Raw genomic sequence first — 14182 nt, forward strand, 5'->3', positions numbered from 1 at the left:
GCATGCCGTACGTTCGGGAGGCGAGGGGCGTGAGTGCCACGAGTGCCCAGAGTGGCCGGCGGGAAGAAGGGGAAGCCCTGCTTCTGCCTCGGTCACCGGCGTAGCGTCGGCTGCGCGCGCCCCCGTCACCCCGCGGCCACCGCCCGCCACCCGCGGTGGCCCGCCCACCAGCACTTCCACCAGAACCGGCGAACCACGTGAGCTCCTCTTCCTTCACCAGCGGCCTGTCGCACCCCCGGGCGCGGCGGGGGAGCCATGGCGCCTACCGACTGGTACGTACCCCTCCTGCCCGGGTGGACCCCCCTCTTCTGGACGCCGCGCAGCGCTCCGTGGTTGACCACACGCGGGGCCCGCTGCTCGTCCTCGCGGGTCCGGGCACGGGCAAGACCACCACACTCGTCGAGTCCGTGGCCGAACGCGTCGCCCGGGGCGCGGACCCCGAGCGCATCCTGGTCCTCACCTTCAGCCGCAAGGCCGCCGTCGAGCTGCGCGACCGCATGGCCCGGCGGGCCGGGGCGGCCCGCACTCCCCAGGCGACCACCTTCCACTCGTTCTGCTACGCCCTGGTCCGCGCCCACCAGGACAGCGATCTGTTCGTCGAACCGCTGCGCCTGCTGTCCGGCCCCGAGCAGGACGTCTCGGTGCGCGAGCTGCTCGCGGGTCAGGTCGACCTGGAACGGCTCGGACTCGCCCATGTGCGCTGGCCGGACGAACTGCGCGCCTGCCTGACCACCCGCGGTTTCGCCGACGAGGTCCGCGCCGTCCTCGCCCGCAGCCGTGAACTGGGCCTCGGCCCCGACGCCCTGGACGCCTTCGCCCGCCGCACCGGACGCCCCGACTGGCGCGCGGCGGCGGGCTTCCTCGCCGAGTACCTCGACGTGCTCGACCTCCAGGGCGTGATCGACTACGCGGAACTCGTCCACCGCGCGGTGCTCCTCGCCCACCGCCGAGAGGTAGCGGCGTGGCTCGCCGCCCGGTACGACGCCGTGTACGTCGACGAGTACCAGGACACGGATCCCGCTCAGGTACGACTCCTGGACGCCCTGGCCGGCGGTGGCCGCACGCTCGTGGCCTTCGGCGATCCCGACCAGTCGATCTACGCGTTCCGCGGCGCCGACGTCAACGGCATCCTGGACTTCCCGCACGCCTTCCCGCGCGTGGACGGCCGCCCCGCCCCCGTCGCCGTGCTGCGCACGTCCCGCCGCTCCGGCGCCGGCCTGCTGGATGCCACCCGGCTGCTCACCCAGCGCATGCCGCTCACCCGGCTGCCCGCCGAGAAGGTGCGCGCCCACCGCGAACTCGCCCCCGTACGGGACGGCGGCCGCGTCGAGGCGTACACCTACCCGACGCCCGGGACGGAGCTGGACAACATCGCCGACATCCTCCGCAGGGCCCACCTGGAGGACGGCGTTCCCTGGAGCGACATGGCCGTCCTGGTGCGGGCCGGCTCCCGCACGATCCCCACGGTCCGCCGCGCCCTCACGGCCGCGGGCGTCCCCGTGGACGTCGACGGCGACGACGTGCCGCTGCGGCACGAACCGGCGGTGGCGCCGCTGCTGACGGCACTGCGGGCGGTGGCCGCGGCGGAGGCGGGATCGACGGAGGTCGGTTCGGCGGAGGTCGGATCGGCTGAAGTGGGATCGACGGAGCCGCAGGGCGCGAGGGGTGCGGGACGTTCCTCCGGGGAGGCTCCGGCTCCGGTAACGGAGGCTGGGAAGCCCTCCGCCGAGGGCGCTCCCGTCGTGCCGCAGGACAACTGCTGGCTCGACACCGAAATCGCCCTCACCCTCCTGACCTCGCCCCTCGCCGGCATGGACGCCGCCGATCTGCGCCGCCTCGGCCGCGCCCTGCGCGACGAGGAGAGGGCCGCCGGCAACCCGCTGCCGCCGCCCTCCGACGTGCTGCTCGCCCAGGCGCTCGCCGAACCGGAGCGGCTCGCCGTGCACGACCCCACGTACGCGCGTGGCGCCCAGCGCCTCGGCGCGCTGCTGCGCAAGGCCCGCGAACGCCTCGCCGGCGGCGGCACGGCCGAGGAGGCGCTGTGGGACCTCTGGGACGGCACGCCCTGGCCCACGCGCCTGGAACGGGCCGCCCGCCGGGGCGGCGCCGCCGGGCGCAACGCGGACCGTGACCTGGACGCCGTCTGCGCCCTGTTCGCCACCGCCGCCCGCGCCGAGGAACGCACCGGAGGGCGGGGCACCCTGAACTTCCTGGCGGAGATCGACGCCGAGGACATCGCCGCCGACACCCTCACCAGGCGAGCCGTACGCCCGGCCGCCGTCCGCCTGATGACCGCGCACCGCTCCAAAGGGCTGGAGTGGGGCCTCGTGGTCGTCGCGGGCGTCCAGGAGGGCCTGTGGCCGGACCTGCGCCGCCGCGGCTCCCTCCTGGAGGCCGACCGCATCGGCCGCGACGGACTCGCCGAACCCCTCACCCCCGGCGCGCTGCTCGCCGAGGAGCGCCGCCTGTTCTACGTGGCCGCCACGCGCGCGCGTGAACGCCTCGTCGTCACCGCCGTCAAGGCTCCCGCGGACGACGGCGACCAGCCCTCGCGCTTCCTGACCGAACTCGGCGTCGAACCCAAGGACGTCACCGGACGCCCCCGTCGTCCGCTGTCCGTCGCCTCGCTCGTCGCCGAACTGCGCGCCACCACGGTCGACCCGCGCGTCTCCGACGCACTCCGGGAGGCCGCCGCCCGCCGCCTGGCCCGGCTCGCCGCCCTCGCCGACGAGGACGGCCGCCCCCTGGTGCCGTCCGCGCACCCCTACCGCTGGTGGGGCATGTTCGAGCCGACCGAGTCCAAGGTGCCACTGCGCGACCGCGACCAGCCCGTGGTGCTCTCCGGCAGCGCCCTCGACCAACTGGCCAACACCTGCGCCCTCCAGTGGTTCCTCGGCCGCGAGGTGAAGGCCGACGCGCCCGCCACCGTCGCCCAGGGCTTCGGCAACGTGGTGCACGTCCTCGCCGACGAGGTCGCCTCCGGGCACACCCCGGCCGACCTCACCGTCCTCATGGAGCGCCTCGACTCAGTGTGGAACGCGCTGGCCTTCGACGCGCCGTGGAAGTCGGCCCAGGAGAAGGACAACGCGCGCGTGGCGCTCGAACGGTTCCTGCAGTGGCACGTGACGAACCGCACCGGGCGGACACCGGTGGCCAGCGAGCACGACTTCGACGTCACCCTCGAAGCGGGCGACTACCAGGTGCGCATCCGGGGCCAGATGGACCGGGTCGAGGCGGACGGCGACGGCCGTGCCTACGTGGTCGACTTCAAGACCGGCAAGCAGGCGCCCAGTTCCAAGGACGTGGAGCGCCACCCGCAGCTCGCCGTCTACCAGCTGGCCGTCCGCGAGGGAGCCGTCGACGAGGCCTTCGACGGCGTACGTCCGGAGCCGGGCGGCGCGGAGCTCGTCCACCTCCGGCAGGGAGCGGCCAAACGCGACGGCGGCGAGAGCCTGCCCAAGGTGCAGGCCCAGGAGCCGCTGGAGGGGGAGTGGATCGGCGACCTGCTCGCCACCGCCGCCGGCAAGGTCCTCGACGAGAGGTTCACGCCGACCGCCGGACAGCACTGCACGCACTGCGCGTTCCGGGCCTCGTGCAGCGCCCGGCAGGAGGGCCGCCATGTCGTCGAGTGATGAAGCGCTCGTCGAGTGATGAAAGCGCTCGTCGAGCGATGAACCGCGCGTCGAGTGATGAACCGCACCACCCGTGGTGACCTGCGCTTCCTCCGTCCCGCAAGCCGATCCGGCGGCCACTGTCAGTGGCCGCCGCTAGCCTCTCTGACGTGCCCTCCCGTATCTCCGATCCCGAGCAGCTCAAGGAGCTCCTCGGCATCCCCTTCACCCCCGAGCAGACGGCCTGCATCACCGCGCCGCCCGCCCCGCAGGTGATCGTGGCCGGAGCCGGCTCGGGCAAGACGACGGTGATGGCGGCACGCGTGGTGTGGCTGGTCGGCACCGGCCAGGTCGCCCCCGAGCAGGTGCTCGGCCTCACCTTCACCAACAAGGCCGCCGCCGAACTCGCCGAGCGCGTCCGCAAGGCGCTGGTCAAGGCCGGCGTCACCGACCCGGACGCCATCGACCCGGACAACCCGCCGGGCGAGCCGGTCATCTCCACCTACCACGCCTTCGCGGGCCGCCTGCTGACCGACCACGGCCTGCGGATCGGCCTCGAGCCCACGTCCCGGCTGCTGGCCGACGCCACCCGCTTCCAGCTCGCCGCGCGCGTCCTGCGCGAGGCCCCCGGGCCCTACCCGGCCCTGACCCGTTCCTTCCCGGACCTCGTGGGCGACCTCCTCGCCCTCGACTCCGAGCTCGCCGAGCACCTCGTGCGCCCCGAGGCGCTGCGCGCGTACGACGCCGAACTGCTGCTGACCCTGCGGGGCGCCAAGCTCAGCAACGCCGACCTGCGCAAGGTCCCCGACGCCGCGGCCGCCCGGCGTGAACTCGCCGAGCTCGTCACCCGCTACCGGGCCGCCAAGCGCGAGCGGGACCTGCTCGACTTCGGCGACCAGATCGCCCTGTCGGCCCGGCTCGCCGGAGTCCCCGAAGTGGGCGAGGCCATGCGCGACGAGTTCCGCGTGGTCCTGCTCGACGAGTACCAGGACACGTCGGTCGCCCAGCGCGTCCTCCTGGCAGGCCTGTTCGGTGAGGGCACCGGCCACCCCGTCACCGCCGTCGGCGACCCCTGCCAGGCGATCTACGGCTGGCGCGGCGCCTCCGTCGCCAACCTCGACGACTTCCCCGAGCACTTCGCCCACGCCGACGGCCGGCCCGCGACCCGCCAGGCCCTCAGCGAGAACCGCCGCAGCGGCGGCCGCCTCCTCGACCTCGCCAACGGTCTCGCGGAGCCCCTGCGCGCCCTGCACGCGGGCGTGGAGGCCCTCCGCCCGGCCCCCGGCGCCGAACACGACGGCATCGTCCGCTGCGCTCTGCTGCCCACCTACGCCGAGGAGATCGACTGGGCCGCCGACTCCGTCGCCCACCTCGTCCGGACCGGTACCGCGCCCGGTGAGATCGCCGTCCTGTGCCGCACCGCGACCGACTTCGCCGAGATCCAGGGAGCCCTGGTCGCCCGCGACATCCCGGTCGAGGTCGTCGGCCTGTCCGGGCTGCTGCACCTCCCCGAGATCGCCGACCTCGTCGCCGTCTGCGAGGTCCTCCAGGACCCCGGTGCCAACGCCTCCCTGGTGCGCCTGCTCACCGGCCCGCGCTGGCGCATCGGCCCACGCGACCTCGCTCTCCTGGGGCGGCGCGCCCGGCTCCTCGTGGCCCACGCGCGCGTGGCGGACGACGACGACCAGGACCGCCGCCTCGCCGAAGCGGTCGAAGGGGTCGACCCGTCCGAGGTGATCTCCCTCGCGGACGCCCTGGACACCTTCCTGGAGACACCACTGGACGGCCGCGACGACGACGGACTGCCGTTCTCGCCCGACGCGCGCGTGCGCTTCGCCCGGCTGGCCACCGAACTGCGCGAGCTGCGCCGCTCCCTGGCCGACCCGCTGATGGACGTCCTGCACCGGGTCCTCGCCGTCACCGGCCTGGAGGTCGAGCTGTCGGCGTCCCCGCACGCCTTGGCCGCCCGCCGCCGCGAGACCCTGTCCAACTTCCTGGACGTCGCCGCCTCTTTCGCCGCCGGGGACAACGAGGCGTCCCTGCTCGCCTTCCTCGGCTTCCTGCGCACCGCCGCCCAGTACGAAAAGGGCCTCGACAACGCCCTCCCTGGCGGCGAGAACACCGTCAAGGTGCTCACCGCCCACAAGTCCAAGGGCCTGGAGTGGGACGTCGTGGTCGTCCCCGGCCTGGTCACCGGCACCTTCCCCAGCAGCCAGGGCCGCGAGAAATGGACCTCCCAGGGCAAGGTCCTGCCGCACGAGCTGCGCGGCGACGCCGACACCCTGCCCGATGTGACGTCCTGGGACGCCAGGGGCCTGAAGGCCTTCCACGAGGCCATGAAGGACCACCAGCACACCGAGGAACTCCGCCTCGGCTACGTCACCTTCACCCGCCCACGCTCCCTCCTCCTGGGCTCCGGCCACTGGTGGGGCCCCACCCAGAAGAAGCGCCGCGGACCGTCCACGTTCCTCCAGGCCCTCTACGAGCATTGCGAGGCCGGGTACGGCGAGATCGAGGCCTGGGCGGAGGAACCCGCCGAGGACGAGGAGAACCCGGCCCTCCACCGGGCGACGGCCGACCAAGTGTGGCCCCTGCCCCTGGACGCGGCCGCATTGGCCCGCCGCCGCGCCGCCGCTGAGACGGTCCTGGCCCACCTGGAACACCTCGCGTCAGAGGAGTCCGGGTACCCCACGGCGACGCACGACCCGGACGCCCTCGACGACCCGGAGTGGCCGCCGCCCCCCGAGGACGAGGAGCCCCCAGAGCCTCCCCACGACGAACCGGACCCGTTCGACGTCGCCACGGACCCTTTCCAGGACGACGCGGCACCCTTCCAGGACGACGCGGCACCCTTCCAGACCGACGCGGGCCCCTTCCACGACGCCGGCCGCCCCACGGTCCCCCACCAGGCGGGCCCACCGGGACCCCAGGGCCCACAGCGACACCCCACGCCGCGCCTCACCCCGGAGGAAGCCCGCACCGTCGCCTCCTGGGACCGCGACCTCGACGCCCTCACCGGCGAGCTCCTGCGCGCCCGCGACAGCATCACCGAGGTCCCCTTGCCCACGTCCCTCACCGCCTCCCAGCTGCTGCTCCTGGCCGCCGATCCGGACGGCCTCGCCGAGGAGCTGGCCCGCCCCATGCCCCGGCCGCCCCAGCCGGCCGCCCGCCGCGGCACCCGCTTCCACGCCTGGGTCGAGGCCCGATTCGAAGAGCTGACGCTGCCCATGCTGGAGCCGGAGGAGCTGCCCGGCAGCGATGCCGAGATCGCTGACGAACAAGACCTGGAGGCCCTCAAGGAGGCCTTCGAGCAGACCGAGTACGCCCACCGCACGCCCTACCGAGTGGAGGCCCCCTTCCAGCTCGCGCTCGCCGGCCGCGTCGTACGGGGCCGCATCGACGCCGTCTACAAGGTGGGCGACGGCGAGGGCGCGACCTACGAGATCGTCGACTGGAAGACCCACCGCGCCCGCACCGCGGACCCCCTCCAGCTGGCCGTCTACCGCATCGCGTGGGCCGAGCAGCAGGGCATCCCCCCGGAGTCCGTCACGGCCGCGTTCCTGTACGTACGCAGCGGCGAGATCGTCCGCCCCGACGCCCTGCCGGACCGGGCGGCACTGGAGCGGCTGCTCAGCGAGGAGCCGCCCGGTGAGGAACCGCACTCCGAGGACGTCGGTGCGGGCCGATAGGCTCGTGACCATGAGCCAGACCCCGGACAGCGTCGTCCGTACGTACATCCAGCAGCACCGCGCCGCCTTCCTCGACGACCTCACCGAGTGGCTGCGCATCCCGTCGGTGTCCGCCCAGCCGGACCACGCGCCCGACGTACGACGCAGCGCCGACTGGCTCGCCGCCAAGCTGAAGGAGACCGGCTTCCCGACGGCCGAGGTCTGGCAGACCCCGGGTGCGCCCGCCGTGTTCGCCGAGTGGCCCTGTGACGATCCCCAGGCGCCCACGGTCCTGGTCTACGGCCACCACGACGTGCAGCCCGCCACCCGGGAGGACGGCTGGGACAGCGAGCCCTTCGAGCCGGTCGTGCGCGAGAACCGCCTCTACGCGCGCGGGGCGGCCGACGACAAGGGCCAGGTGTTCTTCCACACCCTCGGCGTCCGCGCCCACCTCGCCGCCACCGGCCGCACCACCCCGGCCGTGCACCTCAAGCTGATCGTCGAGGGCGAGGAGGAGTCCGGCTCCCCGCACTTCCGGGCCCTGGTCGAGCAGCACGCCGAGCGGCTGGCCGCCGACGCCGTGATCGTCTCCGACACCGGCATGTGGTCCGAGGACACCCCCACGGTCTGCACCGGCATGCGCGGCCTCGCCGAGTGCGAGATACGTCTGCACGGCCCAGACCAGGACATTCACTCCGGGTCCTTCGGCGGCGCGGTGCCCAACCCGGCGACGGCCGCCGCCCGCCTGGTCGCCGCCCTGCACGACGAGCACGCACGCGTGGCGATCCCCGGCTTCTACGACGGCGTCATCGAACTCACCGACCGCGAGCGCGACCTCCTCGCCGAACTGCCCTTCGACGAGCAGCAGTGGCTGCGCACGGCCAAGTCGCACGCCGCCCAGGGGGAGGCCGGCTACACCACCCTGGAGCGGATCTGGGCCCGTCCCACCGCGGAGGTCAACGGCATCGGCGGCGGCTACCAGGGCCCCGGCAGCAAGACGATCATCCCCAGCTCCGCCCTGGTGAAGCTGTCCTTCCGCCTGGTGGCCGGCCAGGACCCCGGCCAGGTGGAGAAGGCCGTCCGCGCGTGGGCCGAGCAGCAGGTGCCGCCGGGGATCCGCTGCGACATCACGTTCAGCGGGGCCACGCGCCCGTGCCTGACCCCGCTGGACCACCCGGCTCTGCAGTCGGTCACCCGCGCCATGGGCCGGGCCTTCGAGCAGCCGGTCCGCTTCACGCGCGAGGGCGGCTCCGGACCGGCGGCGGACCTCCAGGACGTCCTTGGCGCCCCGGTGCTGTTCCTGGGCATCTCCGTCCCCTCGGACGGCTGGCACGCCCCGAACGAGAAGGTCGAGCTCGACCTCCTCCTCAAGGGCGTCGAGACCACCGCGTACCTGTGGGGTGACCTCGCCGAGAACTGGCGCCATGCGCCCTGAGCCCACCGTTCCGTCCCGGGCCGGGCACGCGCGCGGGGCACACTGGAGGCGCCGCCCCACGCCGCCCACACCGCCCGAGCCCGCCGGACCCGGTCGCCTCCCGCCGTACATCCACTGAATCGCACGCCGAACCCGACCGTTCCACCGGGGAGTTGGAAGCACCCGTGACCACCTGGACCGACCCGAACGCCGACCGCCCCATCTCGCTCACCGCCCCGAGCGGCATCGACCGGGCCGCTCACCACCGGCTCGACGAGGCCTGGCTCGCGGCGGCGTGGAGCCACCCGACGACGCGCTGCTTCGTCGTCTCCGGCGGACAGGTCCTCATCGACGAGACGGCGGACGGGCGCACCGAACTCGTCATGACCCCGTCTTTCGAGGCCCCTCTCACCGAGGCGCACCGCTACTTCCTCGGCAACGACGAGGACGGCGTCAGCTACTTCGCCCTCCAGAAGGACTCCCTGCCCGGGCGCATGGACCAGTCCGCGCGCCCGGCCGGACTGCGCGAGGCGGGCGCGCTGCTGTCGGCCCGCGACGTGGGCCTGATGGTGCACGCGGTGGGCCTGGAGAACTGGCAGCGCACGCACCGCTTCTGCTCGCGCTGCGGCGAGCGCACCGTCATCGCCGCCGCCGGGCACATCCGCCGCTGCCCGGCCTGCGGCGCGGAGCACTACCCGCGCACGGATCCGGCCGTGATCATGGCCGTGACCGACGAGGACGACCGCATCCTGCTCGGCCGCCAGGTCCACTGGCCCGAGGGCCGCTTCTCGACGCTGGCCGGCTTCGTGGAGCCCGGGGAGTCCATCGAGCAGTCGGTGCGCCGCGAGGTCCTGGAGGAGGTCGGCATCAGCGTCGGCCAGGTCGAGTACGTCGCCAGTCAGCCCTGGCCCTTCCCGTCCAGCCTCATGCTGGGCTTCATGGCCCGCGCCACCTCGACCGCGATCGAGGTCGACGGTGACGAGATCCACGAGGCCCGCTGGTTCTCCCGCGAGGACCTGCGAGCCGCGTTCGAGTCCGGCGAGATGCTCCCGCCCTACGGCATCTCGATCGCCGCCCGCCTGATCGAGCTCTGGTACGGCAAGCCGCTCCCGACACGGAGCGCCGCCTGACGCCACCACGTGTCCGAGGGTCCGAGGGCAGGACCGACCACGAGAAGGCGGCCCCTGAGGTGCCTCAGGAGCCGCCTTCTCCGCACGAGCGATCGGTGCCTAGACGCCGATCTTCTGCTTCACCTGCGCCAGCGACGGGTTGGTGAGCGTCGAGCCGTCCGGGAAGAGGACGGTGGGCACCGTCTGGTTTCCGCCATTCGCCTTCTCGACGAACGCGGCGGACTCCGGGTCCTGCTCGATGTTGATCTCGGTGTACGCGATGCCCTCGCGGTCCATCTGGCTCTTCAGCCGGCGGCAGTAGCCGCACCACGTGGTGCTGTACATCGTCACAGTGCCCAGCATGTCTCTCGTGCTCCTCAGGTGGCTCGGGGGCGGGTGGTCGCAGTGGAGGAACGTATGTGAAAGGTCCACCATTCCCGCCCCGGGGCCCGCTGCGACGTGACGCCCGCCGCACCCGACGTGACGCCTGCCGCATCTGACGTGACGCCTGCCGCATTAGTACGACTATCAGTGCCCGCCTGTGGACAACCGACGCGGCCGTCTCGCGCGACCTGGCAGCATGGCCATGTGACAGCAGCAACGCACTCCACCCTGTTCCCGCAGGTACCGGACTCCGCCGACGCGGTGCTCGAAGGGCTCGACCCCGAGCAGCGCGAGGTGGCGACCGCCCTGTACGGTCCGGTGTGCGTCCTGGCGGGCGCGGGCACGGGCAAGACCCGGGCGATCACCCACCGCATCGCCTACGGAGTGCGCGCCGGCATCCTGCAGCCCTCCAGCGTCCTTGCCGTCACCTTCACCAACCGCGCGGCCGGGGAGATGCGCGGCCGACTGCGCCAGCTCGGTGCCGCGGGCGTCCAGGCCCGCACGTTCCACTCGGCGGCCCTGCGTCAGCTCCAGTACTTCTGGCCGAAAGCGATCGGCGGCTCCATGCCCCGGCTCGTCGACCGCAAGATCCAGCTCGTCGCCGACGCGGCCGCCGCCTGCCGCATCCGTCTCGACCGGGGCGAGCTGCGGGACGTCACCGCCGAGATCGAGTGGTCCAAGGTCACCCAGACCGTCCCCGCCGACTACGCGCCCGCCGCCGACAAGGCCGGCCGCGAGTCGCCCCGCGACCCCGCCGAGATCGCCCAGCTGTACGCCGCCTACGAGGACGTCAAGCGCGAGCGGTCCGTCATCGACTTCGAGGACGTGCTGCTGCTGACCGTGGCCGTCCTGCAGGACCGGCACGACATCGCCGAGCAGATTCGCGCTCAGTACCAGCACTTCGTGGTCGACGAGTACCAGGACGTCAGCCCTCTCCAGCAGCGCCTGCTCGAACTGTGGCTGGGCGAGCGTGACAGCTTGTGCGTGGTCGGGGACGCCAGCCAGACGATCTACTCCTTCACGGGCGCGACCCCGGACCACCTGCTCGACTTCCGCACCCGCCACCCCGGTGCCACGGTCGTCAAGCTGGTCCGCGACTACCGCTCCACCCCCCAGGTCGTCCACCTCGCCAACGGCCTGCTCGCCCAGGCCCGCGGCCGGGCCGCCGACCACCGCCTGGAGCTCGTCTCCCAGCGCTCCGCGGGGCCCGAGCCGGTCTACGTCGAGTGCACCGACGAGCCCGCCGAGGCGGAAGGCGCGGCCCGCCGGATCCGCGAGCTCGTCGATTCGGGGATCCCGGCCTCCGAGATCGCGATCCTCTTCCGTACGAACGCGCAGTCCGAGACCTACGAGCAGGCCCTGGCCGACGCCGGAGTGCCCTACCAGCTGCGCGGCGCCGAGCGCTTCTTCGACCGCCCGGAAGTGCGCAAGGCGGGCATCGCCCTGCGCGGCGCGGCCCGCTTCGGCGGCAACGACTCCCTCCTCGACGATGTCGTCGACCTCCCCTCCCAGGTGCGCGCCGTGCTGTCGGGAGAGGGCTGGACGACACAGCCACCGGCCGGCTCCGGCGCCGTGCGAGAGCGCTGGGAGTCCCTGGCCGCCCTGGTGAACCTCGCCCAGGACTTCGCCGCCGCCAGACCGGACGCCACCCTGGCCGACCTCGTCGCCGAACTCGACGAACGGGCGAACGCCCAGCACGCCCCCACCGTGCAGGGCGTCACCCTCGCCTCCCTGCACTCCGCCAAGGGCCTGGAGTGGGACGTCGTCTTCCTGGTCGGCGTGGCCGAGGGCATGATGCCGATCACCTACGCCAAGACCGACGAACAGATCGAGGAGGAACGCCGCCTCCTCTATGTCGGGGTGACCCGCGCGCGCGAACACCTCCATGTCTCCTGGGCGCTCTCCCGCTCGCCCGGGGGCCGCCCCAACCGCCGCCCCAGCCGTTTCCTCGACGGACTGCGCCCCGGTTCGACGGCCACCACGGGCCGTCCCTCCGCGGGCGCGGCGGGCGGAATCGAGCGCGGAATCCCCGGAATCAGGGAGTCCGCCCCGAGACGGGCCCAGCGAGTTCCCGCCCGCTGCCGAGTCTGCGGCCGCACCCTGACCGACCCGGGCGAGATGAAGCTGATGCGTTGCGACGACTGTCCCTCCGACATGAACGAGGGCCTGTACGAGCGGCTGCGCGAATGGCGCGCCGACCAGGCACGCAGCAGCGGCCAGCCCGCCTTCTGCGTGTTCACGGACCGCACCCTGATGGCGATCGCCGAGTCCGCCCCGGACGACGAGCGGGAGCTCGCCCGCATCCCGGGCGTCGGCATGCGCAAGCTCACCCGCTACGGGGCCGACGTACTGGCCATCTGCGCAGGCCAGTCACGCGCCGAGAGCACGGACGACGACTGACACCAACTCGTCAGAAAAATAGTTTGCGCATGCCCCAGCAATCCCCATAGGTTCTTAGGCACGAGAGCAGCGGCCTTCTCGGAGGCCCTGATTCCGTGTTGTACTTGCATATCCGCAGGACTGGTTCGTCCAGTCCCCCGAGACGCCGAGAGGAGGCGAGTCCAGTGATCAGCATCAACACCAGCTCCGTCAGCATCGTGAAAATGACCGATCGCTCGGCCGTCTCCACGTGCATGCTCGGCGTTTCGAACCTGGGCACCGGTCTGTCCGGCATCCGTGCCATCCGTCCGGCGTCCTCCTCCGCTGCTCCCGCGGGTCTTCCTGTCCGCGAGCGCAATGAGCGACCGACCAAGGCACTGGAAGCGGCAGTAGCGGCACAGGCACAGGCCTATGCCTTTACGGCGACCGGTGCCGGATTCCGGAAGCAGACGACGCAGCACCACCAGATGTGGGCCTTCCGTGGGCCAGAACCCTGGAGTGATCCAGCCTGATCGCCGATCAGGCCGGCGCCTTCAGGGCCGCGGAACCCCATCCGGGATCCGCGGCCCTTCTGTTTGTCTCTGAACAGGGATGACGGACCGAAGGCGCCTCGGGACAAGAAAAGAACCCGGTACCACCACCCCCCGGCCAACAGGCCGGAACGAACAGACGAGGAAGACGAACCGTGCAACTCGAAGCGCACGTCCCGTCCGTACCGCCTTCCGACACGATCCCCAAGCCCGGCTCCACGGAGGACCCCACCTTGACCCCGCTCACCGCGCTCACCGCGCTCGACGACGCCATCGAGAACCTCGGCGTACCGGTCCCGTGCCGTTCCTACGACCCGGAGGTCTTCTTCGCCGAGTCGCCCGCGGACGTCGAGTACGCCAAGTCCCTCTGCCGTACCTGCCCGCTGGTCGAGGCCTGCCTCGCCGGCGCCAAGGAGCGGCGTGAGCCCTGGGGCGTCTGGGGTGGCGAGCTGTTCGTCCAGGGTGTCGTCGTCGCCCGGAAGCGGCCGCGTGGTCGCCCGCGCAAGAACCCGGTCACGGCATGAACACCGCAGGAACAATCGACCGCCCCCTCACGCACGACCCCCAGAAGCAGGCCCCGATGAAGCCGTCCACTTACGAGCCCGCAGGCTCCGCGAACCAAGACTTCACCATCAGCGGCGCGAAGGACTCGCGTCAGAACAGGACCCGTGAGATGCAACTCATTCCAGAAGCCATGGCCCGCGCGCATATGCGCGAGCGACTGCAAGAGGCGGAGCGAGACCGACAGGCCGCGCGCCTGATCGCCGCCCGCCGGATGCAGCGCAGGGCGGAGCGCGCTTCCCTGCGTGCCCGCCGGGCGCTCGCCATGGCGGTCATGCAGTAACCCGCACTACCTGACGTGGCGCCAGCCCGGCCATGAGCCCGGGCTGCCGCCGTCGGCCTCTCATCACGGGGGCCGGTCCGTACCGAACGGACCGGCCCCCGTGGCGCGTTGCGCAGCAGGGAGCACCGCTTCCATCGGCCCGAGGCGTGCCAGGTCGGCGTCCGGGGCTTCGAGCCGGGTGATGCCGCGCCGCTCAGCAGGCACCGGGGCTCGTGCCCTCCGAATCGCCGGGTGCGGAGTTAT

Annotated in this window: 9 protein-coding genes; 8 read left to right on the plus strand and 1 reads right to left on the minus strand. The window is 72.7% G+C overall.

The window, feature by feature from the left end; all coding sequences use genetic code 11:
* Nucleotides 1-197 precede the first annotated feature (197 nt).
* The 4 genes from ACFZDE_RS13300 to nudC all read left to right on the plus strand — a co-directional run bounded on the left by ACFZDE_RS13300 (nt 198) and on the right by nudC (nt 9823).
* Nucleotides 198-3632, plus strand: a complete 3435-nt coding sequence (locus ACFZDE_RS13300; protein WP_391199839.1) for a UvrD-helicase domain-containing protein — start codon at nt 198-200, stop codon at nt 3630-3632.
* A gap of 149 nt (nt 3633-3781) precedes the next feature.
* Nucleotides 3782-7300 (plus strand): UvrD-helicase domain-containing protein, encoded by a 3519-nt coding sequence (locus ACFZDE_RS13305; RefSeq protein WP_391199841.1) that lies wholly within the window; start codon nt 3782-3784, stop codon nt 7298-7300.
* 10 nt (nt 7301-7310) lie between these two features.
* Entirely contained in the window at nt 7311-8714 is a 1404-nt protein-coding gene (locus ACFZDE_RS13310) for a dipeptidase (protein ID WP_391199843.1), read from the plus strand.
* Nucleotides 8715-8878: 164 nt separating this feature from the next.
* Complete coding sequence (gene nudC / locus ACFZDE_RS13315; protein ID WP_390993765.1) at nt 8879-9823, plus strand: NAD(+) diphosphatase; 945 nt, start codon at nt 8879-8881, stop codon at nt 9821-9823.
* A gap of 99 nt (nt 9824-9922) precedes the next feature.
* On the opposite strand, the gene ACFZDE_RS13320 is transcribed toward nudC, so the two are convergent.
* Nucleotides 9923-10165: a mycoredoxin gene (locus tag ACFZDE_RS13320; protein WP_142159789.1), complete on the minus strand. Its 243-nt coding sequence runs from the start codon at nt 10163-10165 to the stop codon at nt 9923-9925.
* Between the two features lie 168 nt (nt 10166-10333).
* Here ACFZDE_RS13320 and ACFZDE_RS13325 point away from each other — a divergent pair, with 168 nt between their 5' ends.
* From ACFZDE_RS13325 to ACFZDE_RS13340, 4 genes are all read left to right on the plus strand, one after another.
* Nucleotides 10334-12586 carry a UvrD-helicase domain-containing protein gene (locus ACFZDE_RS13325; protein ID WP_391199845.1) on the plus strand — a complete coding sequence of 751 codons (2253 nt, stop codon included), beginning with the start codon at nt 10334-10336 and terminating at the stop codon, nt 12584-12586.
* A 164-nt stretch (nt 12587-12750) separates the two neighbouring features.
* Complete coding sequence (locus ACFZDE_RS13330) at nt 12751-13077, plus strand: hypothetical protein (protein ID WP_390993767.1); 327 nt, start codon at nt 12751-12753, stop codon at nt 13075-13077.
* Nucleotides 13078-13250: 173 nt separating this feature from the next.
* A complete protein-coding gene (locus ACFZDE_RS13335; protein WP_024884377.1) occupies nt 13251-13619 on the plus strand; it encodes a WhiB family transcriptional regulator in 369 nt (122 codons plus the stop codon).
* Complete coding sequence (locus tag ACFZDE_RS13340) at nt 13616-13939, plus strand: hypothetical protein (protein WP_390993768.1); 324 nt, start codon at nt 13616-13618, stop codon at nt 13937-13939. Before ACFZDE_RS13335 ends, ACFZDE_RS13340 begins: the two co-directional genes overlap by 4 nt.
* The last annotated feature ends 243 nt before the right edge of the window (nt 13940-14182 follow it).

This window comes from Streptomyces sp. NPDC007929 (assembly GCF_042959065.1).
Taxonomy (GTDB): domain Bacteria; phylum Actinomycetota; class Actinomycetes; order Streptomycetales; family Streptomycetaceae; genus Streptomyces.

Coding starts and splice junctions, on each gene's coding strand:
- ACFZDE_RS13310 (WP_391199843.1), top strand. CDS start 7,311: ATGAGCCAGACCCCGGACAGCGTCGTCCGTACGTACATCCAGCAGCAC.
- ACFZDE_RS13320 (WP_142159789.1), bottom strand. CDS start 10,165: ATGCTGGGCACTGTGACGATGTACAGCACCACGTGGTGCGGCTACTGC.
- ACFZDE_RS13340 (WP_390993768.1), top strand. CDS start 13,616: ATGAACACCGCAGGAACAATCGACCGCCCCCTCACGCACGACCCCCAG.